The organism is Paraburkholderia youngii (assembly GCF_013366925.1).
GTDB classification, from domain to species: domain Bacteria; phylum Pseudomonadota; class Gammaproteobacteria; order Burkholderiales; family Burkholderiaceae; genus Paraburkholderia; species Paraburkholderia youngii.
In genome coordinates, this window is the sequence record NZ_JAALDK010000001.1 from 787658 (window position 1) to 812051 (window position 24394).

A 24394-nucleotide genomic window follows, 5' to 3' on the forward strand; every position below is an offset into this window, starting at 1 on the left:
GAATTCCATTGACTTCATCCTATGGTTCTAAAATGACGCTCAAAGATCGGTTTTCTGGTTTCAATGAATTCGTCCTTTCGGCGCAAGAGGGTAGCTTCACGGCGGCCGGCGCCAGGCTGGGACTGACCAGCAGCGCGGTGGGCAAAGCGGTTACGCGACTTGAAAGACGGCTGGCCACCAAGCTGGTACACCGCACCACGCGTCGCCTGACACTGACCAGCGAGGGCGAGGCATACCTTGCAAGCTGCCTGCGCGTGCTCAACGACCTTGAGGAAACTGAGAGTTATCTCACCACGGGGCGGCAGGAGCCGGTGGGCAAGGTCAGACTGGAATTGCCGGCGACGTTCGGCCGCCGACACGTTTTGCCGGCATTGCTCGAACTCTCGAATCGCCATCCGCGTCTCGACCTTTCCGCGAACTTCAGCGAACGGCGCGCCGACCTGATTGCAGAGGGCGTCGACGTGGCGGTTCGCATCGGAGAGCTCAGGGATGATTCCGATATCGCTGCGCGCAGGCTGGGCGAACAGCGATTGATCATCTGTGCGGCCAGCAGCTACCTCCAGCTGCACGGGGTACCGCAGACGAGAGAGGATCTGCTGAATCATGATTGCATCGTCGGTCTACGGAGAAGCGAACCTGCGCAATGGCTGCTGAAGAATTTGCAGGACACTTTTGAGCCGACGGCAGTCAGGGTACGGTACGAGTTGGGCGACGGCGAGGCAATGCTGAATACTGCACTAGCTGGATGCGGACTTGCTCAGCTGCCAACCTGGCTTGTCGGCGAGCATTTGCGCAGCGGCGCGCTGGTTCAAGTATTGCAGCCGTGGTCTGGCGGCGAAATGCCAGTACACGTTATCTGGCCACGAACGAAATATATCCAGCCGCGGATTCGTGTGGTTATCGACGAGCTCGTGCGCCTGTCAGATCAACCGGGCTCCGGCTTCCGAGCTTGAGATAGCGACGCGTGATTGCCCCGACCGCACGCTGTTATCAGGGGAAAATGACGTCTGGAATGGCACGCTCAAGTTGCTCGGCTCGCTCGTACACAGCCTGCATGAACCGGCTTGCATTATGGGATGGCGGGGCAAAGCGTGAATAGACGAAGTTTGCTGTCAGTTCGATCTTTTCACGCAGCGGTCGAATGGCGAGCGAACTCCCGGTAGTCGCGAAGTTATCGACGATGGTCACGCCCAATCCACCTTCGACGAGGGCCAGCGCCTGGTCTGAGCGCATTACGTCAATGGTTGACTTGAGGTCGACGCCTGCCTGCTGGCAAGCCTGCGCGATGACGGTTCCGAACGGGATGTCGCGCTTGAACAGCACGATCGGCTCAGTGACCAGATCGGCGAGCGATATGCTCTCGCGCGCTGCGAGCCTGTGATGATTGGGCATTGCGCAGACCATATGCCCGTACATGAACGGCACGTTGTGGAGATGCTCGTGCGCGACCGGCATCGCGGAGATGGCGACCTCGGCCTCTTTGCTGAGCAGTTCCATCGGCATGTCGGCCATCAGCGTCGTCTTCCAGCTAACCGTCAAGTCCGGCAGTTCTTTCTTAAGTTCGACCAACGCAGGCGCGACAACGCTCATCGCAAGAGACGCGCTGCACGACACCCGCAGCAGGCTCGCGGGCCCGAGTGCAAGTGCATGCGCGAAATCATCGACACGCATGGCCGCCTGATAGACATGCTCGACTTCCCGGAAAAGCGAATGTGCTTCCGCGGTCGGTACGAGCCGGCCTTTGGTGCGCTCGAATAGCCGCAAGCCGAGTGTCGTCTCGATATGCGATACCAGCTTGCTGACGGCTGGCTGAGAGACGAACAGGAGCTTGGAAGCCGAGTTGATCGACCCTGTAAGCATCACAGCGCGAAACACTTCCATGTGCCGAAGCTTGAAGCGCATCGGGTTTTCCCCAAATTAACCGAACGTTATAGGGTAAACGAACTTCAGCATACGACAAAGTTCCGCTTTCTCCGTAGCATCGCGTCAAACCATCTGATTGAGCTTGGAGACGAGGAACATGAACCAACTTGACTTGCACGATCGCGTCTGCGTGATCACTGGAGGCTCGGGCGCTATCGGCTATTCGATCGCCGAGCGGTTTGTAGCGTCGGGCGCGAAAGTCTCGCTGTGGGATATCGACGGCGAGGCCGCTCAGGCAGCCGCCGAAAAGGTGGGTGCCGTGTCGTCGGCACAGGTCAACGTGTCCGATGCCGCGAGTATCGCGCACGCGGCCAAAGACGTGTACGAACGGTTGGGATCGATCGACGTGCTGATTAACGCGGCGGGCATTAACGGACCGATCGGCCCGGTCGACACCTATCCAATCGACGGTTGGCGGCAGGTGATCGAAGTCAATCTCACCGGCGTTTTCCTGTGCTGTCGCGAAGTGTTGCCGTATCTGCGTCGTGCGCGCCATGCACGCATCGTGAATCTGTCCTCGGTTGGCGGAAAGGAAGGCAACCCGAATCAAGGTGCGTATGGCGCCTCGAAAGCGGGGGTGATTGCACTGACCAAGTCGCTAGGAAAGGAACTGGCGAATACCGATATCCGTGTGAATTGCGTGACGCCGGCCGCGATCGAATCGGAGATGCTGCGCAATATGACGGACGACGCGCGCAACTTCGTGCTCGCAAAGATTCCGCTTGGACGCGCGGGCCGACCGGACGAAGTTGCGTCGATGGTCGCGTGGCTCGCGACCGAGGACTGCTCGTTCTCGACCGGCGCCGCGTTCGATCTGACCGGCGGCCGCGCCACGTATTGACGGGCTGGCGCGTGCTCATGAACCCCATTTCTCTTTCTCATCTCACGGTGCTGGATGTCGGCCCGCCTCATCTGATCGAACTCGCGGCGCAAGCGGGTTTCCGCGCCGTAGGCCTTCGCCTGTGTGCGCCGATGCGCGGCGGCATCGCTTATCCATTGCGTGCAGGGTCGCCTGAGTTGCGCGAGACGCGGCGCCTGATGACGGAGCACGATGTCGTCGTGTCCGACATCGAGGTCGTGCGCATCGCAGCCGATACACGCCCCGGCGACTACGTGGCCACGTTCGAAGCGGGCGCCGAACTCGGCGCGCGACGCGTCTGTATCAACATCGACGATGCCGAGCGTGCGCGTGTGATCGACCGCCTGGGCGCGTTGTGCGATCTGGCGAGTCCGTTTGGCCTGGCGCTCGACGTCGAGTTCATGATCTGGCGACCCGTCGCGCGGCTCGCAGATGCGGTGAGCGTCGTCAGCGAAGTCGGCCGGCGCAACGCCTTTGTGCTCATCGATGCGCTACATCTGATTCGCTCCGGCGGCACGGTTGCCGAGGTCGCGGCGGTTGATTCCGCGGTGATCGGCAGCGTGCAGCTTTGCGATGCACCCCTTGCTTCTCCGCCGTCCTCGGGCATCGTCGATGAAGCCCGCGGCAACCGGTTGTTGCCGGGCGAGGGCGAGTTGCCTTTGCGCGAACTGTTAGCGGCGGTTCCGAAAGACGTGGCGCTAGCTGCGGAAGTGCCGCTAGCTCGCGAGACGAATCTCGCGCAGCGCGCACGCCTCGTAAGGCAGAGCATGGAGAACTTGTTCGCAGACAGACCGTAACGGCGAGCTGAAAACCCACATAAATACTGGAGACGGAAATGACGACCAATACCCTGCAAAATAGCGCCACACCGGCGCTCGTACCCGAGGAGCGCCGAAAGCACGCCAGAAAGGCGGCGATTGCCGGATGGATCGGCAGCGCACTCGAATACTACGACTTCTTCATTTACGGCACGGTCGCCGCGCTGGTTTTTCCTCGCATCTTTTTTCCGCCCGGTGACATCGCAGCGGCGACGCTCGCGTCGATGGCCACCTTCGGGGTCGCCTATGCGGCGCGTCCACTGGGCTCGTTCCTGATGGGCCACTATGGGGATCGCGTCGGCAGAAAGGTGGTGATGGTCGGCACCTTGCTGCTGATGGGGCTCTCGACGTTTCTCGTCGGCTGCTTGCCGAGCTTTCACAGCGCGGGAATCCTCGCGCCGACGCTACTCGTCGTGCTGCGCATCCTGCAAGGCATTTCTGCAGCCGGCGAGCAGGCCGGTGCGAATTCGATGTCGTTTGAACATGCGCCGGCGCACCGTCGAGGCTACTACACGAGTTGGACGCTGAGCGGAACCCAAGGCGGCCAGGTGCTCGCGCCAGCCATCGTGCTGCCGCTTGCCGCCCTGCTGCCCGACGATCAGTTGTTGTCGTGGGGCTGGCGTGTACCTTTCTGGCTAAGCGCACTCGTCGTAATCGTCGGCTTCATCGTGCGTTCGCGGCTCGAAGAAACGCCGGCTTTCCAGAGCGAAGCGTCGCACGGCGAAGTGCCCCGCGCGCCGCTCAGAACACTGCTCAGCGGGTATCGCAAAGAACTGCTTCAGGTGTTCTTCGCGGCACTGATTGCATCGATCGGCACGACTTTCGCGGTGTTTTCGTTGTCGTTCTCGCGCACGCTCACCCAGCACGTCAGTACCTCAACGATGTTGTGGACAGCCGTCATCGCAAATCTGATTGCTGTATTCACGATTCCGTTCTGGGCCACGTCGAGTTGGACGCTGAGCGGAACCCAAGGCGGCCAGGTGCTCGCGCCAGCCATCGTGCTGCCGCTTGCCGCCCTGCTGCCCGACGATCAGTTGTTGTCGTGGGGCTGGCGTGTACCTTTCTGGCTAAGCGCACTCGTCGTAATCGTCGGCTTCATCGTGCGTTCGCGGCTCGAAGAAACGCCGGCTTTCCAGAGCGAAGCGTCGCACGGCGAAGTGCCCCGCGCGCCGCTCAGAACACTGCTCAGCGGGTATCGCAAAGAACTGCTTCAGGTGTTCTTCGCGGCACTGATTGCATCGATCGGCACGACTTTCGCGGTGTTTTCGTTGTCGTTCTCGCGCACGCTCACCCAGCACGTCAGTACCTCAACGATGTTGTGGACAGCCGTCATCGCAAATCTGATTGCTGTATTCACGATTCCGTTCTGGGCCACGTTATCGGATCGGATCGGACGTCGGCCGGTGTTCATCACGGGCAACGTATTGTGCGCGATCGGCGCGGCCTTCTTTTTGTGGTCGATCTCGACTGGCAGTGATGCGTTGGTTCTGGTGACAGGCGTGTTTCTCGGCGGCATCGTGTACAGCATCACCAATGCCGTCTGGCCCGCGACATATGCCGAGCGTTTCCCGACGCAGGTACGCCTTTCGGGAATGGCGATCGGAACACAGTTCGGCTTCGCGGTTGCCGGATTCGCGCCGCTGATCGAGACGGCGTTGATCGGCAAATTCGGCACGGCACCTTGGGTGATGCCGGCTGCCTTCGCGGCGTTGGTGTGTCTCGTGTCGGCCGTCTCCATCTATTCGATGAGAGAAACTTACAACGTTCCGCTGGAGCAACTGGGGCGCAACGACGTTCGCGATCGCTGATTGCGTGATCCTTGAGGCTCGTAGCTACCGCACGACGGGCTCACACACGACCAGATCGCCAGCCAACTTCGTAGCTACAGCAGAGACCGCTTGTCGGATACGCTCGATCTTAACGATCACAATGCCGCGCGAGTTCCGCGCGGCCATTGCAATGGCAAGCGACTCTAGGGCGAGCGCCTCCTTTACCATCGTCACTTTTCCGTCGGCATCTGCGGTGGTTCCCCGCACGATGGCGACGTCGACCGGAAAGGTTTTGTACAGAAGACAGTCAACGCCGTTCAGCGATATCGAGCGGACCAGGTCCTCAGTGGCTCTCGCATTGAGCTTGCCGCCTGCGTTGCGCGGGGCGACAAGCGTATCAGGCCCGACGATGGACAGGCGACCCGGTCGGTTAGCGGCAATATCTCGAAACAATTGGGAGATCACACCTTGCGGAAGGTTATAAGCCTCGATCAGCCCTCAACGGACAAACGTTGAAGACTGGGAACGCTCAGTGTCCGCCGGTCACGCGTCGCACCAAACCCTTGGGAGCAAAGTGATTCAGGCCTCGACTGGCGCTATCGCCTTGACTACCCGCATACATCAACGTGAGATCTTGCGGTGCTTGCCCGAGACACACCTATCGAACTGCGGGCACCTTATCCGTTACTCGCTTTGCAACTTCCACTTGCCATCGACGATCTCCACGATCACGCGGGCGCGATTGTCGAGTCCGTTGTGGTCGGTTAATGTTGTATTCATGATGCCGTGCGACATCGGCAGATCCTTGATGTTCTCAAGCGCCTCGCGCAGTGCCTCGCGGAATGCCTCGGTGCCCGGTTGCGCTGACTTGAGCGCCACGGGAATTGCACGCTCGAGCATCTGCCCGGCGTCCCAGGCGTGACCACCGAACGTGGCCACCGAACCAGAGCCGAAGGCCTTCTCGTACGCAGTTTTATAAGCAAGGGCCGACTTTTTGACTTGATTCGAATCGGGCAACTGATCGGCGACAAGGATCGGGCCCGCAGGAAGCAATTCGCCTTCGCAGTCCTTGCCGCACACGCGCAGGAAATCGTTGTTCGCGACGCCGTGCGTTTGATATATCTTTCCCTTATAACCGCGGTCTCTGAGCGTGGTTGCGGGTAGGGCGGAAGGAGTTCCGGAGCCTGCGATCAAGACGGCATCCGGGTTCGCCGACATCAGCTTGAGCGCTTGGCCGGTGACCGACGAATCGATGCGATTGTAGCGCTCGGTAGCAATGACCTTGAGATTGTATTTCGCCGCCGCGGCATCGAATCCCTTGAGCCAACTGTCGCCGTAGGCGTCCATAAAGCCAATGAAGCCGACCGTCTTAACGCCATGCTTTTGCATGTAACTGGCGATCGCTTCCGCCATCAGGCTGTCATTCTGCGGTGTCTTGAATGCCCAGCGGCGCTTCGCGTCCATTGGTTCGACGATGGCTGCCGAAGCTGCGAGCGAGATCATCGGGGTCTTGCCTTGCGCGACCACGTCGAGCATGGCGAGCGAGTTCGGCGTCACTGACGAACCGATGATAGCGTCCACATGGTCTTCGTCGATCAGCTTATGCGTGTTCTGCACGGCCTTGCTAGTATCTGAAGCGTCGTCGAGCACGATGTATTGCACGCTTTTGCCGCCGATCTCCTTAGGCAAAAGCGCGACCGTGTTCTTCTCAGGAATGCCAAGCGACGCGGCGGGCCCGGTCGTCGATAGCGTCACGCCGATCTTCACCTGCGCGGCGGCTAAGTTCGTCGTGGTCAGCAACGCTGTTGCAAGTCCCGCGCTAATTGCGCTCACAACCCACTTCGTAGTTTTCAATTTGCGTCTCCAAATCGCGCTTATTGTTGTCTGTTCGACCTTGTCAACGATATTTGCAATGTTGCCGCGCCGGGACCGCACACCAGATATCGAGGATCTCGTCGTTGTCGCCTTCCTACCGACTTTGAAGTTACGTTGTTTCCCACGCGCCCTGCCTGCGACGCGGAAACAGGTAAGGATAACCACCAGTCGCCGATGTTGTAGACACCGAACGGAGACAAGCACCATTCCAGCGGGTCGACATTACGCCTGAACCGCAGCAAATGTAATCGGGTTAACCATCGCCAAACAAAATTGTTAATGACAAAATTCACGGCGTATGATTGCATTGGAAGTCGAGCCTGTTCGAGGAAGTCGCTACCGCGCTGATTTGCGTCTGCGAAGTTGCCGACGGGCTTAACCCACGAGAGATGTTGATGAAAACCGGACTCGCCGCGACCTGGCGATATGGCTTCGACTGCGCGGCGGAAAGGATTTCGTGAAGAAGGGCTGAGTTGGTTTGAAACTACAACTATATGGAGAAAGACATGCGAGTGAGGAGCATTAGAGGCCAGTGGAAGGGTCTTGCACTTGCCATCGGAGCCAGTATGGTTCTGTTCCAACTGAGCGCCTGCGGTGGTGGTGGCAATTCGATACAGGCCCCAGCGCCGCAATCTACAGGGTCTAGCGGACCTACCGTGGCGGAATTGACGGCTAAGTGCCAGGCTTTGACTGGCCAGGTGATTGCCGGGGTCACGGTCACCGCAACTACTCGCATCGAGCCAGTGGCGGGTATCAGCACCGCAGGGATTTGTAAAGTATCTGGCACCAGAGCGCCATTCCTCGACATTGAAGTAGACGTGCCAGACAATTGGTCTGGAAGGTACTTTCAAAACGGAGGCGGCGGCTTCGATGGAACCATCTACTCTGCGTATACGTATAACTCTTCCAAGGCTATCAGCGCGATTACCCCAATCATCACGAAGTATGGTGCTGCCTATGCAGCGTCGAATGGTGGAAATCGTGCCGCAGTGCCTGCGCAAGCTGCACCAGCTGTTTGGCTGACAGGTACGTCACAGGCGCAGGCCTCGATTACCGACTACGCCTATTTGTCGATCGGCACGACAACGACGTTTGCCAAGGCTGTTGTTAGCGCGCTCTACGGAAAAGCACCGACAAAATCTTATTTTAATGGTTGTTCCAATGGAGGACGCGAAGGCTATATTGCAGCTCAACGGTGGCCGGATCAATTCGACGGTATCGTGGCGGGATGCGAAACCGAAGACATGGCTGGACAAACGGCGAAATGGCTTCAAATCGGTGGAACCGCCGGGACTCCCGCCGCGCTGACGAATGCGCAATACACTGCGGCGTATCAGGCCGCAGTAGCATCGTGCGATTCGCAAGATGGGGTTGCCGACGGATATCTGACGAATGCAGCAGCTTGTCACTTCAGCCCAGCGCTTTTGCAGTGCGGACTGTCTACTGCGAACCCGAATCCTACGCTTTGTCTTTCTGCGGCACAGGTGGCTACCTTGCAAGAGTACATGGCACCGATGACTCTCTCGAACGGTACCGTCATCTACGATGGGTTTAACTGGTCGGACTTTTCCGAGTTTGGCGGAGCTTTCGGGTCGCTGGGAGGGGTCTACGCATTCCTGGCAACGGGGGATCAATCTTGGCTGACGCCCGCAAAGCAGGCAACATTTAATCCGGACACCGATTACGGCACTATCGGTTTGGGCCTGAGTCAGCTTGGCATTGACAATGATCTGCAGTCGATCGCGCAATTCGTTGCTTCGGGTAAGAAACTCATCTCCTGGCACGACAATGGAGATAACCTGTTGTCACCCAATGAGCATCAAAGGAATGATGCAAAAATGACCGCCATCGCTCAAAGCATGGGATTGGCGGATCCAACGACTAACACCCGGCTTTTCCTCGTTCCCGCAAATATGCATGGCGCAGGACAGGACGTCACGCAGATCGATTGGCCGGGTGCGATCATAAACTGGGTCGAACAGGGGCAGGCGCCTACGCAGTTGACCTACACCTTCCCAACAAGTGCGACCGCGTCGCGCAGTTTGCCGGTCTGCCTGTACCCGAAAGCACCGCATTACAACGGCAGTGGTGATATAACTTCCGCCAGTAACTACACCTGCATGTGATGCCAATACTTCGTTTAGCTAAAAGCCGAAACTAGGCCACTGGCAATTGGCGAGACCGCGGGAGGGAACTGCGACCGCGAAGATGGACGGTTTGCTTGGAGCCGTGAGGGCTGGGTTCTGCACATCACTGAACTCAGCCCATTCATCGGAGGTCGATACGTTTGACGTAGGAATGGAAACGCAGGCGGATGCCACCTCGAAAGGTTTGCTGAAAGCAAATATCAGGTACTGCCAGCCCCGATCGCGATGAAAGCCGCCGATACTCGCCCGCGTTTTTGGGGGCTAGTTCTCAGGCGTTTAATGTGCGCCGGTCTTGGGAATGACCTGCAGCCGCATTCGACACTTGGCCGCATCAAAGATGCAGATCCGCCGCTGGACGCTGCCGCGAAAGGTTACCCCCTGAATTGCCGCGAGCCGGATCTAGTACGCTCCCCGATATCCCAGTCGTCTGGATATGGTCTCAGCGCAGGTGCGCACGGCTCGAGCCACCGGGCTGTCCCAATCCGAGTCGACTATCCCCGTGGGTCCAATAATCGTAATGGCCAATGCGATGTTGCTGGAGTAGTCAAATACTGGGGCTGAGAAAGAAACGAGACCCGGCGTCGGATGGTTGACGCCGCGCGACAGTTTGCGTCTTTTTGTTTCCTCGATCAACTCTTCGACCACGGCAGCGTCGAGCGGATGCGCGATATCGGGACCTAGCCGCTTACGATCGTCAACCAGCAGTTTTTCAACGAAGGGGCGTGGCAAGAAGGCCGAGAAGACGCGACCCGTTGCCGTGTCGACGAGCGACATCACCGTTCCGGTCCGGATGTTTGTGTGGACCGGATAGGCCGAGTCAGCCAGACGGACAATGACTGGACCCATGTTGCCCCAGACGGAGAGCGCAACGCTATGTGTCGTCTCTTCAGCCAGCACTTCAGCGAATGGCGAAGCCTCGCGAACCGGATTTAACGTTTGCAGGCTGGTCAACCCCAACTGGATCGCCATCGGGCCAAGCTGGTAATGGCCGGTAGTCGGATCCTGCGATACGAGTCCGATCTTTCCGAAACTGACCAGATACGGGTGGATTTTCCCAGAAGGCATGTTTACGGCCTTTACCAGGTCGCGCAGGGCCATAGGACGGGGCTCAGAGGCGAAAACCTTGAGAATTTGACCGCCCACTTCAATGGACTGGATGCCACGGCGCTCCCGGTCCGGTTGAGATACGGATTGATCCACTTCTGGTTCCTGTTACGGGAGATGATGCCCTCAGTATAGCAATAGATATGGTCTAGCGTGCTTGCGCATGGTTAACACCTAGTTCAAATTTAGCGCGCTAGTATTAATCTAGTGTTCATCCATGGCGAATCGGTTCGCCATAAGGTAATGAACGGAGGGATTCATGGCAGCAGGACATGTGCAAGAGTGCGACGTACTTGTCGTCGGCTCGGGCGTCGCCGGAATGTCGGCGGCGATAACGGCGGCAAGCCGTGGGTTGAAGGTGATCTTGACCGAAAAGGCCAGCTACTATGGCGGGACGACCGCTCGGTCGGGCGGGTGGCTGTGGGTTCCCGGCACCCATTTGGCCAAAGCCTATGGACATAACGAAGAGCCAGACCAGGCGCTCACCTATATCAGGGATCAAGCTGGCCCCAATTTCGACGAGGCGCGCGTTCGCTCGTTCTTGACCAATGGTCCGAAGGCCGTCGAGTTTTTCATGGCGAAGACGGCCGTGCAGTTCGATATGCCGCTGACGTTCCCCGATTACCACGCAGAAGCGCCTGGTGCGGCACAGGGAGGCCGCTCCTTTGTGACGCGCCCGTACGACGCACGCGAGCTCGGACCACTGCTCAAGACGCTTGGACCGGTGCTGCCGGAACTGACCGTCTTTGGTGTCACAATCGGATCGGGCAAGGACATTATCCATTTCATGCGCGTTACGCGCTCAGTCCAGTCGGCGTGGTATGTGACCAAGCGTCTGGCCAAGCACTTCGCAGAAGTACGGCGTTATGGTCGCGGCATGACGTTAACCAATGGCAATGCGCTTGCCGCCCGTCTGGCCAAGTCCGCTGCCGATCTCGGCGTGGCACTTTGGCTGTCCGCGCCGGCTGTCGATCTGACGCGTGATGGCGAACGGGTAACTGGCGCGGTCATCGAACGCGGCGGTGAAAAGGTAACGGTCAAGGCGCGATGTGGTGTTGTACTCGCGAGTGGCGGCTTCCCGCATAACGTCGAACGCCTGAAGCGTACTTATCCCCATATCAAGGCCGGGCAGAAGCACTTCTCGCCCACCCCACAAACCAACGTGGGCGACGGCGCGGCCATGGCGGAAAAGGTCGGCGGCATTTTCGACGACACCTTGCCGAACGCCGCAGCGTGGACGCCGATGTCGCTGGTGCCTCGCAAAGATGGCTCGACGGGCATCTTCCCGCACTTCATCGATCGTGCGAAGCCGGGCGTTATCGCGGTCGATCAGGATGGTCGACGCTTTACGAACGAGGCGAACTCGTACCACGACGTGGTGCAAGCGATGATCAAAGCTTCTGAAGGCAAATCCGAGGCAGCATGCTGGCTGGTGGCAGATCATCGCGCCATCCGCCGCTACGGTCTTGGCTTTGTCAAACCCTTCCCGCTGCCGCTTGGTAGCCATCTGCGCAACGGGTATCTCAAGAAGGGCGCGAGCATTGCCGATCTCGCAGCGCAGATTAATGTCAACGCGGCGGTACTGGAGGGCACGATTCGCCAGTACAACGACGGCGCGCAGTTTGGCCGCGATCCGCAATTCGGCCGGGGCAGCAAGGCCTATAACCGCTATCAGGGCGATGCACTGCACGGACCCAATCCGTGCGTTGAACCCCTGAAGACGGGACCTTTCTACGCGATCAAGCTCGTGCCGGGCGATCTCGGTTCGTTCATGGGTATCAAGACCAACGAGCATGGGCAAGTACTTGCATCGCAGGGCTCGCCGATTCCAGGCCTGTATGCAGCGGGCAACGACGCCGCGAGCATCATGGGTGGTGAATACAACGGCGCTGGTATCACCCTCGGCCCCGGCTTGACGTTTGGCTACGTAGCGGCCAATCACATTGCCGATGCAAGCGCCGGTCATCTCGACAATGCTGCAATCAAAGGGCGCGTGGCTTTGGTCCAGTGAGAGCAGGCCACGAGCATAAGCGCGGCACCGCGCATGTGTTCGTGGTCTGCCAAAGATTTGCAGCCTTGTTCAAACACCACCGCATGAGATTACCTATGACTATTCCGAACCTCTTGAGCAACAAAAAGGCGTTCATCACCGGCGCAGGACAGGGCAACGGCCGCGCCATCGCCATCGGTATGGCGGAAGCTGGCGCGCTCGTTGTCGTGACCGACATGAATGCCGATAATGCGCGTCAGACCGCGGAACAGATTATGGAGAAAGGCGGTCAAGCCCGACATTATCCGCTTGACGTCACTGACCTTGAGCAATGCCACGCCACGGCAGCAAAGGTCGACGGCGAGTTGGGAGCCATTGACATCCTGGTGAACAATGCTGGCATCATCATCCGGGATGGCATCGATAGTCCGAATGCCGCGCAAAATCTCCAGCAGGTCATGAAGGTCAATCATGAGGGAACCTTCAACGTCACTTATGCATTTCTGAGCGCACTGCGCAAGACTGCCGGCAGTATCGTAAACGTGGCATCGATTGCGTCGTTCTCGGGGCAGCCGAACACGCTCGGTTACTCGCCCTCCAAGGGGGCCGTGAAGATGCTGACGCAGTCGCTGGCTGTTGACCTTGCCAACGACGGGATACGCGTCAACGCCATTGCCCCCGGCGTGATCGAGACGCCGATGACTGTATCGACGCGCGCCAATGCGGACAAGCTCGAACGCTTTCTGACGCGCATTCCTATGCATCGTGTGGGCAAGCCGGAAGAGCTGGTTGGCGCAGTTCTATTTCTGGCTTCTTCCATGTCGACCTATGTGACAGGTACGACTTTGCCTGTTGATGGCGGATACCTCGCCATGTAAGTAGACCCCCGAAAGGGGGATCTTGCATGCTTCTAATGATTAGTATTACCAATCAATGTTTCTTGGAGAGATCGGCTCTTGAATCCGTGAATTTGAAGTCACGCAACGCGCGTGTGAATGTGATGTTCTATTTTGAAAATAAGCATTTAGGAATGTTCTCTGGCAATTCAGCGGGCATTCAGGAGACAACTGATGAAAAGCGGAGTTCGTACGATCGACGTCAAGGCATTCATCGATGCTGAGCGTTTTTCCCTGTGTCAGTGGCTGATTCTTATCCTTTGTTTTTGCATCGTGACTGCCGATGGTTACGATACCGCAGCGATTGGCTTCATTGCACCCGCATTGACCCATGCATGGGGCATTGATAAATCTGAACTAGGCATCGTGATGAGCGCTGCCCTCGTCGGCCTCGGGTTGGGATCGGTTTTCGCCGGACCGATTGCCGACCGAATCGGGCGCAAGAGCGTTCTTGTAGTGTCCGTCGCGTCCTTTGGCATCTGGAGTTTGATTGCTGCAAGCTCGCACACCGTTGGTTCACTGACGATCTTTCGCTTCCTGACTGGCTTGGGGCTTGGTGCGGCGATGCCGAATACCGTGGCACTTATGTCCGAATACGCTCCTGAGCGTTTGCGTTCGATGGCCGTGAACGTCATGTACTGCGGATTTTCAGTGGGCCTGATCGCAGGGGGTACGGCTTCCGCATGGCTAATTCCGCACGCTGGCTGGCAAAGCGTACTGGTACTCGGCGGCGTCCTGCCGCTTGTGCTTGCGCTGGTCCTCATTGCACTTCTGCCCGAATCGGTCCAGTTTCTCGTGGTTCGTAGCGGTACGCATGAAAAGATCGCGCGGATTCTGAAACGAATTTCACCGCATGCCAACCTGGACCGTTGCACTTTCGTCGCTCCCGTAGTTTCGTCGACGAAAAGTGGTCGCCGGTTTGCGTTAGCGTTGATTCTGTCGAAGGCCTATCGTCTGCCCACGATCATGCTCTGGATTGCCTATTTCACGGGTCTGATTGTGTACTACCTGATGACGAACTGGATGCCGACCTTATTCCGCGATCTTGGCTTCAGTACGGAGCATGCGATGTTGATCTCGTCGTTGTTCCCGTTAGGCGGGTTGCTTGGAAATCCGGTTACCGGTTGGCTGATGGATCGCGTCAACGCAAACCGTACGATCGTGGTTTCCTATGTGCTGGTCGCTGTGCTTGTGGCGCTAGTCGGACACAGTGTCGGCAGTGAGACAACTCTCGGCGCGCTCATATTCCTTTGCGGAGCACTGGCGACGAGTGCGGCTACATCGCTGTCATCTTACGCGGCACAAATCTATCCGACCGAAGGCCGTTCTACGGGCGTGGCCTGGATGCAGGGCGTTGGCCGACTCGGAGGCGTTGCAGGCTCCTTCGCAGGCGCTGCAATGCTGGGTTTGGGTTGGCACTTTGGTGATGTGTTCACGATGCTGGCGGTGCCAGCCCTTATTTCTGCTCTGGCGACGTTTTCAATCGGTCAAAGAAAGGCTGCTTCACTGGCTCTCCAGGCGTAGTCAGCAGACGTTCAAGCTATTCAGATGTCGCGCGTTCGAGGTCGCGAGGAGGCGTCGCGGCTATCTGGTTTCGTGAAGGTGGTGAACCCATCAGTCATGAAACGCTGAGTAAAAGTTATTCAAATAATTCATATATGTAGTAAAGGAGATACTATGAAGCGGCTGTCCGTGTGTTGCGCGCTGTTTGCACTTCCAGTAATTGCCAACGCACAAAGTAGCGTTACTCTGTATGGCGTTCTCGATGAAGGGCTGATGTACACCAGCAACGTTGCCGGAGGGAAGAAGGTTTCGCTGGACTCATTGTCGGGTCTCTTTGGCAGCCGATGGGGTTTTACTGGCGTCGAGGACCTGGGCGGTAATCTTCAGGCCATCTTCACGCTGGAATCGGGTGTGAACCTGAATAACGGTCAATTTGGGCAAGGGGGGACGGCGTTCGGGCGTCAAGCCTTCGTCGGACTGAAGAGCGCACAATTTGGTTCGCTGACGTTCGGCCGCCAATATGACATGGTGTTCTATTTCCCAGAGCCTCTGACAGCGGGTAGCCTGGTAGGTGGTCCCGTTGGGATGCATCCGGGTGACGTTGATAATGCGGCAAATACGGTGCGATTGAATAACGCAGTCCGCTATATGAGCCCGGTCCGCGGAGGATTTTCCTTTGGTGGTGAATATAGCCTCGGTGGTGTGGCAGGGAACTTTACCGCGAACAGCGGTTATTCGGTTGGCGCCGGCTATTCCGGTGGGCCTCTGAAGGTCGGGGCGGCATTTGAATACTTCAAGAATCCAACGGCGACCCCCGGTAATGGGTTCTTCACGGCATACGCCAACGGCGCATCTCCACTCGCATATTCATTGAATAAGGCCTATGTGCCAGCGCAGGCATACCAGGTGGCGATCGTTGCTGCAAACTATGCAGTGGGGGCCGCGACTTTCGCAGCGTCGTACTCGAACGTGCAGTATGCAAATCTTGGAGCCGCATTCCACAACGGTACGGCCATATTCAACAACGTCGACGTTGGCGTCTCATATCAGTTCACCCCTGCCTTCACTACTGGGATTGCATACGACTACCTGACGTCAAATGGTGTGACTACTGCAAGCGGTACGACGGTGGGGAAACAGCACTATCATCAAGTCTCTCTCGTGTCGGATTACCTTCTCTCAAAAAGGACGGATGTGTATGTCGGCGCCGGATGGCAACACGCGTCGGGTACCTCGTCGCTCGGTACGCCGGCGGTAGCCAATATCGATAATCTGGGCGATTCTTCCAACCATCAGCAGCTGTTGTTCCGATTGGGGATGCGGCACAGGTTCTAAGGGTCCCTTTCTGGCGCATTGCTATGACGCGTGCCGGCGGGCACTCGCCGCGCACGGGTCACCAATTCTTCGCCGCCCGACACCGTCGGTCGATAGAGCAAAAAAAGCCTGACCGGCGGTTCTCTTTATAACTCACACGTTGACCAGCTTCCGCGAAGCCCGAGCGCCGTAGAGCCTACGGAGTTGGAGCAGCCTCCTCAAACGTTGGACACGTCACCCACTTACAACAACGGGTAAGCATACGATTGTGTTTTGGACTAACAGCGAGCAAGAAGTGATGGAAGCGTTGACGGGACTCAGGCGCCGGCGGCGGTGGTTGGTAGAAGATAAAGTCGCGATGGTCAGGGAGACCTTTGAGCCGGACAAGACGGTCTCGACGGTGGCGCACCTGCACGGTGTGAATCCGACTCAGTTGTTCCGTTGGCGCAAGCTATATCAGGATGGCAGCCTCTCGACGGTGAGCGCCGGTGAGGAGGTCGTGCCGGCCTCCGAGTTCGCTGACGCACTCAAGCAAATCAAGGAGCTGCAACGGCTGCTGGGCAAGAAGACGATGGAGGCGGAAATCTTGCGCGAAGCGGCCGAATGCGCACGGCGAGGCAACCGATGACGCCGGGATGGTCGGAAAAATCCGGCGCGCCATCGCCGACTTGCCGAGCTGGGGCTGCCGGCGCCTCTGGGGCGGGCTGCGAAGCGAGCGGAGAGAGCCAGGGCGCGGCTCCCGTCAACGTCAAGCGGGCCTATCGCGTCATGCGCGAACACGGCTTGCTGGTCGAGCGCAGGCCCATGGCGTCGGGCTCGCAGAGGCGGCGTGACGGCAAGGTCGCCGTGACGAGGCGCAATCAACGCTGACGTTCTGACGGCTTCGAGTTTCGTTGCGACAGCGGCGAACCGCTGCGCGTGACATTTGCGTTGGACTGTGCGAATCGTCGTAAAGACCGTGCAGGCGCCGTCCGCGATAAGCGTTGCCCAAGGCATAACGTTGCGTGTTGGTGGGACGTGGGCCGCTGACTCAGCGGCAACTACTGAGAATACTGGAGCGGTGGCCCGGCAGCGCGATGCAACTGGCCGGCGAAGCAGATTTTATTCTTTGCAACTCGAGTCCAAACAAACGGCGCTGTTCAATCAAATTCTAAGCCGATTTCTTCTGCAAGTAAGAAGACGGCTATGTGTTGGGAAAAAATGCAATGGCGGCTTGTGCGAGGCGGCTATTGCGTATTTATCGTTCTCGCAAAAATTACTACCATGGAATAAGGATGACGAAACGAATTGCAGTAGTGACGGGTGGCATGGGCGGCTTGGGAGAAGCGATCAGTGCGAAGCTACATGACGCGGGTTATGCAGTAGTAGTCACGCACTCGCCAAGCAACAGCGGTGCAACTGATTGGCTGGCAAACATGGAAAGTCGGGGCCGTAGTTTCCGCGCGTATCCGGTCGACGTGGCCGACTACGATTCGTGCCAGCACTGCGCCGCCAAGATAAAGTTCGAAGTCGGCCCGGTCGATATTCTGGTGAATAATGCTGGAATTACCGAGGACATGACGCTGCGCAAAATGGACAAGGTCAACTGGGACGCGGTCATCCGCACCAATCTGGATTCTGTATTCAACATGACGAAGCCGCTGTGCGAGGAGATGGTTGCACGGGGTTGGGGACGCATCGTCAACATTTCATCCGTAAATGGCTCGAAAGGCTCCATCGGCCAGACCAACTACGCGGCAGCCAAGGCCGGCATGCACGGCTTCACGAAATCGCTCGCGCTCGAAGTCGCGCGTAAAGGAGTGACCGTGAACACCGTTTCGCCGGGCTATCTCGCGACGAAGATGGTCACGGCGATTCCACAGGAGATCCTAGATACAAAGATCCTCCCACATATTCCCGTCGGGCGTCTGGGCAAGCCCGAGGAAGTGGCGGCGCTCGTGCTTTACCTCTGCTCGGACGATGCCAGCTTCGTGACTGGTTCCAATATCGCTATCAACGGCGGGCAGCACATGCACTGAACGTGACAGGAGTCGCACGCCACAGTGCGCAGTCACACCGCATGTACCGCAACGAACCATTCGCGCAGTTCAGCCGCGCATCTATGAGCGGAATGTGCCATGAGTGCAGGCCGGTGGCGCCGCCGGCAGAATTCGTTGCTGAGGGTTTCCCAACCTCGGGTGTGCAAAATGAGGGGTTGGGTTTTATACTTAAGGCGTCTCCTCCATTTCTCCAAATGGATTCAAGCCCGCTTCGTGCGGGCTCTTTCTTTTTGTCTGCGCGGTGGCGACGCGGGTTCGCCTCATGACTCATCGGATGACTTTCGAGGAGCCGCGTCGCCAATCTTTAATACTTGATCCAGCCCCTTGATGGGAAGATTCCATGGCGATGAACTTACGTTGACGGCGAAGCGCAGGGTGTGCTCCACAGCACATCTTGGCTCGGGCGGAGCGTATTCGAGTTCGGCGTGCGGAAGTGCAACTCGGAGTCGCATGAGCGAGCTTCTTGCGGAAGACTTCATGCCCTTGAGGCCACAAGCGCGTACATCGACAATTGACAGCGCCCGCTGGCGGCGTCCCGTCCCGCGATGCGCTTTGTTGAACCGCGAACGGAAGTACAACAGCTTCTGGCCGCACTGCACCGGGCACGCGAAGGGCTGGTCACCGAATGCACGGCTATCATCAACCGGAACCACGGCATCCTGCTTGAGTTCGGCATCGTTGTTCCTCTGTCCACAGCCACGCTCCGCCGGCCGCCCGACGTGCTCGCTATGCACGACGTGCCGCCTCGGCTGGTCCAGTTGATCCACCGGCTCCATGCTCACTTTCGTTACCCCGAACAGCAGGTTGACGAGATCGAACGGGAGCAGTCAACTATAGGTGTCGACAGAGGTATCTAATGTAGTGACGGTCGATTAAACGCCGTGGTCAGTGTTGTGCGGACTGAAAAGTAGCGGATGAAAACGCCGTTCCACGTGCGGCTGGTCTGTGCCATCTGTTACGAAAATCTTCCGGCGATCACCAGACGCAGCACCGTTCCCGAGCACTGACCGGTAGCGGCATCCGGATGACATTGTGTTGGACGGCATATCCCAGGAAGAAGACCGGCAATGTTGTACACTCGCCTCCAGCCAAAGCCTGCTAACGATGCCGCTTGCCCGCTTTATGGCCGCCTGTTGCCGGCAGTCTTTTGCATAGGTCTCTGACCAGACTGCCAACCCATGCACGATCGTCGTTGCTCAGCCGTTCCAGTTGTTCGGCAATTTCAATGCTAACGTCGACTGCCCGGCCGGAGCCTCGCTGCAGCAGCGTGGAGACCGGAACCCCATATAGCTCTGCCAGCTGAAGAAGGCGGGGAACAGTTGGCCAGTTCGCGCCACGTTCGAAGCGACTGACTGTTTCGACAAAAACACCCAGATGCTCTGCTACCTGCTCCTGCGTCAGCCCGGCATCGGCTCTGGCTGCCGCCAGCGCGCGTCCCAGAAGTTTTGCGGTTATCTGCTCATCAACAGCAGTCAAGGGTCACCATTTCATGTTGTCTGTTAACGTGGAATGGTCTCTGTAACGGGGGTTTCTGGTAACATCGCTTTATATTGGTAGTCAACATAAAATGCTGACTGTGCTGGCTTTATCCAGTGGATCTTGTGTCACCTGAGGAAAAGAGATGTTGTTTACCGACGCGAACTGGGCCGAAGCGAGTGCTTCGCGAAGAGCGATTGCGAAGCCGTATCAGCCTTGGCGCTGTGTAGGCTGGACGGACGAGGAGGTCTGTTTCTGGGTATTTCCCGAGCGCGGAACGAATCAGTCGGACGATCTGCCTGACGGGTTACTGGTCGTCGGCCCAGAGGTGCTGCTTGATGTAATCGCGCAAATGCCGGCAGATACCTTTTCGGTCTATGTGCTGCAACCGGGCTCGCAAGGTCGTGCGGCCGGGCTAAGAAGGCTGTTGGGGCTGTATAGTCAGACCGCCATTTCCGCCACAGCGCTTGACTATTGGTACAGGACAGAAGAAGGCGATCTATATCCGTGTTCTCGCCTGCAATCGTATATGCCAAACGACGCACCGCTTAATCTTGCGTTTGAGTCGGAGGTGCGAGACCTCAGTGTCGTCTAGTCGCAGGAATCGTTCGTGGCGCGTGATCCAACTGGTCCAGCTTCTGATGGATTTTGCGCCCCGCGGCGAACCGATGGATCTGACGTTACTCGCGCGGTTCGGGATTGAAGCGGGCGATGCGTCCTGTCTGGTCGAAGGAGGCTGGCTTCGACAACTTGCCGGGGGCGCATTCCTGCTGAGAGGCGACTCCCCGACTCCGGACGGCACGGTCGCGTTTCTAGCCCGGGAAATTCCTGGACTACACGTGGGCGGGAAAGCCGCTTTGGACATGCAGGGCATGCGTAACTACCTATATGCCCGGCCGCGAGTGAATTTGTGGGGCAATGTGCCTCACGATTTTCCTGAATGGGTGAAGGAACTGCTCCTGCCGACTTACGAACATGAGCGTCTATTCAATGAGGGACTAAAGGCGGGCTACGCGGTTTCCGCGTTACCGGCGCGCAATCCCGGAATGCCTGTATCAGCTCCCGAGCGCGCCATCCTCGAGCATTTGGCCGGTTCCGCGCAGTCCGGAATGCTGCGAGAGGACAATGCCAGTCTCGTCGGAATGTTGCGTAATTTCCGGCTAAACGTTCTGCAGGAGCTAGCGGATCACTGCGTGCGCAGGGATGTCGTCTGGGCGCTCAAGTTCCTTGGCGAAGACGAGAACTTCGCGTGGGCGAAGCAGTTGGAGTGCTGAACCAGCTTTTCACGGTGAAAATCAGCGGGAGTTCCGCGCGAGGTCCGCGGCAAAAATGCAGTCCCCAACGGAACGCGTGCAGGCATCCGAGGTTCTGCTCACTCGACGGAAGCAGTATCTCGTCGGGATCGCTGGTGGGTGGCCGACCACGGCAAGCAGTTCTCCGTGCTCGGTACCTCGGGGAGGGCGACGCAAACATCCCGTAATACTGCACCTAGACAAAGGTTGCGACTGCGGGGATACACCTCGTCAAACAGTCGAAGCGACGTCTAACTGCCGAAAAAGAGGCCGTTGCAGCCTTCGCTGGCGCGCTTGCGGGAGGCGTGAGTTGACGCTCCGGTTATAGGGGCGACGGTCAAAAGCCGAAGTGGCATGAAATAGCTCCACTTCGCTTACGCCATGGATCGGGTCGGTAGGGTCTTTTTCCATTTCCAATCCGGGTTCCCACGGCGATCTTCGGGAAATGGATTGCGCGTTGGAGGGTGACATGACGAAACATACGGTGCGGACCCGAAAGGGAACGCTGGTGCGCAAACTGAAGGAGCAGGCGCTGGCGAGGGACAGAGGATCTCATCAGCGCTGGCAGCATACCCGGGACACGCCGGGAGCCGGTATCAAAACACGACTTGTATGCGACAAGGCGGCCGCCGGCGAACTGCATTTGTTATCTCAGGCAGAGCTTGCCGAATTTCTGGAGGGGTGGTGCCGGCGTGACGTGAAGGTCATCCTCGATCAGGTGGCGCTTGCCTGCTTGGGTTCATCCCGAGGCGACACTGCATGCAGGAAGTCGATAAGCAGCTTCGTGTCGTGGGCAGTCAGGTTGGTTGCGCGAATTTGTTGCGCAGACTATTCAATCGCTTTATGGTGCTCCGCCGAGGCCTCCTCGAGAGAGTTGCGAGGAGACAAGCTGAAATAAAATTGCGGATGGCGACATGTCAGCAACTTCGAGGAAGCTTATTTTTTAGCGCCTTCCGGCGCCCCGGAAGTTTCCGTCATTGTTACGTTTGCAGCATCTACTTGCTTGGTCCTTTGAGTTCGCTTTTTCGCTGACGTCGTTGTGCTGCGCGTACGCGGAAGCGCATCAGCGACATTGGCAACTTCCTTTGCATCGTCGATTGTCGCCTTCGCCGATGAACGCTTGTTCGCGGGTTTAGCCATCGTTTCACATGCGAGCATTAGTTTCTCAGCATAAGAGCGTCCTGCGGCTTGAACCATCGCCTCGGTGAAAAACCAAAGCCAGACGCACAGCATGGCGAGCGACGCCCCTGTTGCTATCCATTCGCCCACGGAGAACCAGCTTTCAACCGGCCCGGCGATAAGTCGAGCCACGAAGTCGGCAAGCCCCCTGTGCAGACAGGACCACGTGAGGGAAGCGATGGCTACAAGCATGCCAAAACGCCGGAGTGCATAGCCATTCCGCCGGAACCCATACGTAATGTTGTCGTTCTTGAGCAGGGGAAACTTCTTGCCGTCGGCCGTATGAGTAACGAGCCAACGCCCGGCGGAATGATAGACCTTGTCGGCCGCGACTGGGTCCGCCGCTTCAGTTTGCTCATCCGGAAGCGCGACTCCCAATTGGGTCGACAAAAATCGGTGACAGCGCGCCTTGGTATGCGAGTCGATGGTCCTGTCCGAGTGGCGCATCACCTCGGTAGAAGGGGGGCCACCCATTCTTCCCAAAGCTTCTTTTCGACGAGTTTTCCCCGGCTGCGCGCAACGTCGGACAGCAAAAACAGGCAGCCAAACGATATTGCGATTGAACTGATCGTCGAGCCCAGCACGCCAAGCGCGCGACCGTAAAGCGCCACGACAGTCACGATGAACGGAAGACACGCTAGTAGAGACGGATAAAGCCGCGCATTGCGGTCGTAACGGTCGCCAAATTGTCGAAGAACGGATTCGAGATTCATTCTTCAACTTCTGTCGAGAATTCGAGAACCGGTGCTGATGTCCATCCGGGCCTTCCCGGCATCCCGATACCGTAACGGATCGTTTGCCCCTTCGTTGCACAAATCTCAAAACCGCGCCGCACGAACGCATTCACCACTCGTTTCTTGGGGTGCGTAGGAGCCTCTTTCGCCGCCGACGCAATCGCGTAACGTGCGGCGGGAAGTCCCGCGACGGGGTTGCGAGGTCCAAACAACAGGTCGAGTGTCTCAGTGGAGACGTTTCGTCGGCTGCCGTGATGAGGAATTTGAGCGAGATGTACTCGGCGCACAATGTCAAATCCCCAAATTGCAGCGCATTCGGCCGCCTTGCGGAGCGTCTGAACTCCTGCGTCTCCTGTCAACAAGAAGCCTTTTTGCTGAACTTCTGTGTACAGCACAACACTGCTTTCGTTTTCGGCCGACGTCTCGACATTCTCCGGAAGGTATTCTTCGCCCCACTGTTCGGCCACGTAACTGACAGCTTTCTTGACGAGTTCGCTCGCTGAATCCATGAGCTTCGCCAGAAGTCCAGCAAGCGTGTCTTCCTTTAGTTCGGGAGACTTCTCGAACTCAGGCACCAGTTCGTGAACGTAGCGAAAATTGTCTGGCGACAGCACGCGAAAGATGCCAATTAATGCACCGGCGAATGGTTCGTAGACGGGAATCCCTTTTTCTTCGGCAAGCTTCTCGAGGTTATAAGCCGCACGCATCTTTTGCTGAAGTCGTGCAGCCAGACTGGCGCTCGTAATACGACCGTCGCGGAAATAATGGCAAATTTCGTCGGAATAGTTCCACGGCTGGTGCATCCACAGTTCACCGACCGACATCTGCTCAAGCACCACAGAGAGGCCGCTAGCGTGGTCGTTGTCAGGGTGGGAATTCACCATGTAGTCGACATGGGTCGTACCGTAATGTGACTTGATATGGTCGACCAGCAACTGACCTGACTCTTGAGTGCCTCCGTCGTAGACCATTACCTTGTAGTTGCCTGGAGTACCCCATCGCAGGCAGATTGCATCGCCGCTGCGCTCTCCGCCACCCACGGGCAGAAATTCGATTTCGATACCGTCCACACACCCTCCCGAAAGGTCATGTTTGCCGCAATGCAATATCGACGATGCAACTTTTACCGCATCAATCTTACGAAGGTCTGGCGGAAAAATCAAGATGATGTGGTTTGCGGGCTAGAATTTTCTATATCTAGTAGTCCGGGAATTTTGTCGCAGACTTTGATGTGCGCTGATAGCAGGCGGGACACCGGTGGAAGGATGGCGGTGATAAGCGGCGTTATCTCGGCCAGCCCCCCTTGCGATGCATTCCAGGCGTTTGCCTGAACGCCCGAAACGGGTTCGGCCGCGGCTGCACCTCTTTCTGTGCCAGCGACGCGATGCACGGCGAGCGGGAGATGAAATGCCGGAACGGACAGGGAGTGCGGCAACGGGTGCGTCGCTCTGGTGATGGTCATATCCGCAGCAGCCA

General features: G+C 57.8%; 21 protein-coding genes and 3 pseudogenes. 14 read left to right on the forward strand and 10 right to left on the reverse strand.

Going from position 1 to position 24394, the window contains the following annotated elements; translation table 11 throughout:
• Nucleotides 1-32 precede the first annotated feature (32 nt).
• Nucleotides 33-953 carry a LysR family transcriptional regulator gene (locus tag G5S42_RS03765; protein WP_176105589.1) on the forward strand — a complete coding sequence of 307 codons (921 nt, stop codon included), beginning with the start codon at nucleotides 33-35 and terminating at the stop codon, nucleotides 951-953.
• 37 nt (nucleotides 954-990) lie between these two features.
• Here the strand turns inward: G5S42_RS03765 and G5S42_RS03770 are convergent, their stop codons facing one another.
• Nucleotides 991-1671 carry a LysR substrate-binding domain-containing protein gene (locus G5S42_RS03770; protein WP_281375079.1) on the reverse strand — a complete coding sequence of 227 codons (681 nt, stop codon included), beginning with the start codon at nucleotides 1669-1671 and terminating at the stop codon, nucleotides 991-993.
• A gap of 102 nt (nucleotides 1672-1773) precedes the next feature.
• Nucleotides 1774-1902 (reverse strand): annotated as a pseudogene (locus tag G5S42_RS44035) (LysR family transcriptional regulator); the annotation flags it as partial.
• Between the two features lie 118 nt (nucleotides 1903-2020).
• Here G5S42_RS44035 and G5S42_RS03775 point away from each other — a divergent pair.
• The 3 genes from G5S42_RS03775 to G5S42_RS03785 are packed head-to-tail and all read left to right on the forward strand — an operon-like array spanning nucleotide 2021 to nucleotide 5408.
• Entirely contained in the window at nucleotides 2021-2764 is a 744-nt protein-coding gene (locus G5S42_RS03775) for an SDR family NAD(P)-dependent oxidoreductase (protein WP_176105591.1), read from the forward strand.
• A gap of 17 nt (nucleotides 2765-2781) precedes the next feature.
• Entirely contained in the window at nucleotides 2782-3579 is a 798-nt protein-coding gene (locus tag G5S42_RS03780) for a sugar phosphate isomerase/epimerase family protein (protein WP_176105592.1), read from the forward strand.
• A gap of 38 nt (nucleotides 3580-3617) precedes the next feature.
• Nucleotides 3618-5408 (forward strand): MFS transporter, encoded by a 1791-nt coding sequence (locus G5S42_RS03785; protein WP_176105593.1) that lies wholly within the window; start codon nucleotides 3618-3620, stop codon nucleotides 5406-5408.
• A 42-nt stretch (nucleotides 5409-5450) separates the two neighbouring features.
• On the opposite strand, the pseudogene G5S42_RS03790 reads toward G5S42_RS03785, so the two are convergent.
• Together G5S42_RS03790 and G5S42_RS03795 are read right to left on the reverse strand one after the other, a co-directional pair.
• Nucleotides 5451-6009: pseudogene (locus tag G5S42_RS03790) on the reverse strand (CoA-transferase); the annotation flags it as partial.
• A 44-nt stretch (nucleotides 6010-6053) separates the two neighbouring features.
• Entirely contained in the window at nucleotides 6054-7223 is a 1170-nt protein-coding gene (locus tag G5S42_RS03795) for an ABC transporter substrate-binding protein (RefSeq protein WP_176105594.1), read from the reverse strand.
• Nucleotides 7224-7810: 587 nt separating this feature from the next.
• On the opposite strand from G5S42_RS03795, the gene G5S42_RS03800 reads away from it, so the two are divergent.
• Entirely contained in the window at nucleotides 7811-9370 is a 1560-nt protein-coding gene (locus tag G5S42_RS03800) for a tannase/feruloyl esterase family alpha/beta hydrolase (RefSeq protein WP_176105595.1), read from the forward strand.
• Nucleotides 9371-9790: 420 nt separating this feature from the next.
• On the opposite strand, the gene G5S42_RS45415 is transcribed toward G5S42_RS03800, so the two are convergent.
• A complete protein-coding gene (locus G5S42_RS45415) occupies nucleotides 9791-10591 on the reverse strand; it encodes an IclR family transcriptional regulator (RefSeq protein WP_176105596.1) in 801 nt (266 codons plus the stop codon).
• A gap of 163 nt (nucleotides 10592-10754) precedes the next feature.
• On the opposite strand from G5S42_RS45415, the gene G5S42_RS03810 reads away from it, so the two are divergent.
• From G5S42_RS03810 to phbB, 6 genes and pseudogenes are all read left to right on the forward strand, one after another.
• Nucleotides 10755-12506, forward strand: coding sequence for an FAD-dependent oxidoreductase (locus tag G5S42_RS03810; RefSeq protein ID WP_176105597.1), 1752 nt, complete (start codon nucleotides 10755-10757; stop codon nucleotides 12504-12506).
• A 95-nt stretch (nucleotides 12507-12601) separates the two neighbouring features.
• A complete protein-coding gene (locus G5S42_RS03815) occupies nucleotides 12602-13363 on the forward strand; it encodes an SDR family NAD(P)-dependent oxidoreductase (protein ID WP_176105598.1) in 762 nt (253 codons plus the stop codon).
• A 192-nt stretch (nucleotides 13364-13555) separates the two neighbouring features.
• Nucleotides 13556-14905 (forward strand): MFS transporter, encoded by a 1350-nt coding sequence (locus G5S42_RS03820; RefSeq protein WP_176105599.1) that lies wholly within the window; start codon nucleotides 13556-13558, stop codon nucleotides 14903-14905.
• Between the two features lie 153 nt (nucleotides 14906-15058).
• On the forward strand, nucleotides 15059-16219 hold the full coding sequence (locus tag G5S42_RS03825) for a porin (protein ID WP_176105587.1): 1161 nt from the start codon (nucleotides 15059-15061) through the stop codon (nucleotides 16217-16219).
• Between the two features lie 277 nt (nucleotides 16220-16496).
• Nucleotides 16497-17146 (forward strand): annotated as a pseudogene (locus tag G5S42_RS03830) (transposase); the annotation flags it as partial.
• Between the two features lie 326 nt (nucleotides 17147-17472).
• Entirely contained in the window at nucleotides 17473-18216 is a 744-nt protein-coding gene (gene phbB / locus G5S42_RS03835) for an acetoacetyl-CoA reductase (RefSeq protein WP_176105600.1), read from the forward strand.
• 281 nt (nucleotides 18217-18497) lie between these two features.
• On the opposite strand, the gene G5S42_RS03840 is transcribed toward phbB, so the two are convergent.
• Nucleotides 18498-19013 carry a hypothetical protein gene (locus tag G5S42_RS03840; protein ID WP_176105601.1) on the reverse strand — a complete coding sequence of 172 codons (516 nt, stop codon included), beginning with the start codon at nucleotides 19011-19013 and terminating at the stop codon, nucleotides 18498-18500.
• Nucleotides 19014-19335: 322 nt separating this feature from the next.
• Nucleotides 19336-19713, reverse strand: a complete 378-nt coding sequence (locus G5S42_RS03845; RefSeq protein ID WP_176105602.1) for a helix-turn-helix domain-containing protein — start codon at nucleotides 19711-19713, stop codon at nucleotides 19336-19338.
• Between the two features lie 145 nt (nucleotides 19714-19858).
• On the opposite strand from G5S42_RS03845, the gene G5S42_RS03850 reads away from it, so the two are divergent.
• The 3 genes from G5S42_RS03850 (at nucleotide 19859) to G5S42_RS03860 (ending at nucleotide 21903) form a co-directional block, all read left to right on the forward strand.
• The gene (locus tag G5S42_RS03850; protein WP_176105603.1) at nucleotides 19859-20308 is read left to right on the forward strand and encodes a hypothetical protein; all 450 of its coding nucleotides are present in this window, start codon (nucleotides 19859-19861) and stop codon (nucleotides 20306-20308) included.
• A gap of 22 nt (nucleotides 20309-20330) precedes the next feature.
• Nucleotides 20331-20987: an AbiEi antitoxin N-terminal domain-containing protein gene (locus G5S42_RS03855; protein WP_176105604.1), complete on the forward strand. Its 657-nt coding sequence runs from the start codon at nucleotides 20331-20333 to the stop codon at nucleotides 20985-20987.
• Nucleotides 20988-21474: 487 nt separating this feature from the next.
• Nucleotides 21475-21903: a PDDEXK family nuclease gene (locus tag G5S42_RS03860; RefSeq protein ID WP_176105605.1), complete on the forward strand. Its 429-nt coding sequence runs from the start codon at nucleotides 21475-21477 to the stop codon at nucleotides 21901-21903.
• A 38-nt stretch (nucleotides 21904-21941) separates the two neighbouring features.
• On the opposite strand, the gene G5S42_RS03865 is transcribed toward G5S42_RS03860, so the two are convergent.
• The 3 genes from G5S42_RS03865 to G5S42_RS03875 are packed head-to-tail and all read right to left on the reverse strand — an operon-like array spanning nucleotide 21942 to nucleotide 23988.
• Nucleotides 21942-22658, reverse strand: a complete 717-nt coding sequence (locus tag G5S42_RS03865; RefSeq protein ID WP_176105606.1) for a hypothetical protein — start codon at nucleotides 22656-22658, stop codon at nucleotides 21942-21944.
• The gene (locus G5S42_RS03870) at nucleotides 22631-22897 is read right to left on the reverse strand and encodes a hypothetical protein (protein WP_176105607.1); all 267 of its coding nucleotides are present in this window, start codon (nucleotides 22895-22897) and stop codon (nucleotides 22631-22633) included. The genes G5S42_RS03865 and G5S42_RS03870 overlap by 28 nt, the downstream gene beginning before the upstream one ends.
• A complete protein-coding gene (locus G5S42_RS03875; protein ID WP_176105608.1) occupies nucleotides 22894-23988 on the reverse strand; it encodes a ComEC/Rec2 family competence protein in 1095 nt (364 codons plus the stop codon). The genes G5S42_RS03870 and G5S42_RS03875 overlap by 4 nt, the downstream gene beginning before the upstream one ends.
• Between the last annotated feature and the right edge of the window lie 406 nt (nucleotides 23989-24394).

What these genes read in the sequence shown, in the direction of transcription:
- G5S42_RS03765 (WP_176105589.1), top strand. Translation starts at nt 33, where the DNA reads ATGACGCTCAAAGATCGGTTTTCTGGTTTCAATGAATTCGTCCTTTCG.
- G5S42_RS03770 (WP_281375079.1), bottom strand. Translation starts at nt 1,671, where the DNA reads ATGCGTGTCGATGATTTCGCGCATGCACTTGCACTCGGGCCCGCGAGC.
- G5S42_RS03775 (WP_176105591.1), top strand. Translation starts at nt 2,021, where the DNA reads ATGAACCAACTTGACTTGCACGATCGCGTCTGCGTGATCACTGGAGGC.
- G5S42_RS03780 (WP_176105592.1), top strand. Translation starts at nt 2,782, where the DNA reads ATGAACCCCATTTCTCTTTCTCATCTCACGGTGCTGGATGTCGGCCCG.
- G5S42_RS03785 (WP_176105593.1), top strand. Translation starts at nt 3,618, where the DNA reads ATGACGACCAATACCCTGCAAAATAGCGCCACACCGGCGCTCGTACCC.
- G5S42_RS03800 (WP_176105595.1), top strand. Translation starts at nt 7,811, where the DNA reads ATGGTTCTGTTCCAACTGAGCGCCTGCGGTGGTGGTGGCAATTCGATA.
- G5S42_RS03810 (WP_176105597.1), top strand. Translation starts at nt 10,755, where the DNA reads ATGGCAGCAGGACATGTGCAAGAGTGCGACGTACTTGTCGTCGGCTCG.
- G5S42_RS03815 (WP_176105598.1), top strand. Translation starts at nt 12,602, where the DNA reads ATGACTATTCCGAACCTCTTGAGCAACAAAAAGGCGTTCATCACCGGC.
- G5S42_RS03820 (WP_176105599.1), top strand. Translation starts at nt 13,556, where the DNA reads ATGAAAAGCGGAGTTCGTACGATCGACGTCAAGGCATTCATCGATGCT.
- G5S42_RS03825 (WP_176105587.1), top strand. Translation starts at nt 15,059, where the DNA reads ATGAAGCGGCTGTCCGTGTGTTGCGCGCTGTTTGCACTTCCAGTAATT.
- phbB (WP_176105600.1), top strand. Translation starts at nt 17,473, where the DNA reads ATGACGAAACGAATTGCAGTAGTGACGGGTGGCATGGGCGGCTTGGGA.
- G5S42_RS03840 (WP_176105601.1), bottom strand. Translation starts at nt 19,013, where the DNA reads ATGGAGCCGGTGGATCAACTGGACCAGCCGAGGCGGCACGTCGTGCAT.
- G5S42_RS03850 (WP_176105603.1), top strand. Translation starts at nt 19,859, where the DNA reads ATGTTGTTTACCGACGCGAACTGGGCCGAAGCGAGTGCTTCGCGAAGA.
- G5S42_RS03860 (WP_176105605.1), top strand. Translation starts at nt 21,475, where the DNA reads ATGACGAAACATACGGTGCGGACCCGAAAGGGAACGCTGGTGCGCAAA.
- G5S42_RS03865 (WP_176105606.1), bottom strand. Translation starts at nt 22,658, where the DNA reads ATGGGTGGCCCCCCTTCTACCGAGGTGATGCGCCACTCGGACAGGACC.
- G5S42_RS03870 (WP_176105607.1), bottom strand. Translation starts at nt 22,897, where the DNA reads ATGAATCTCGAATCCGTTCTTCGACAATTTGGCGACCGTTACGACCGC.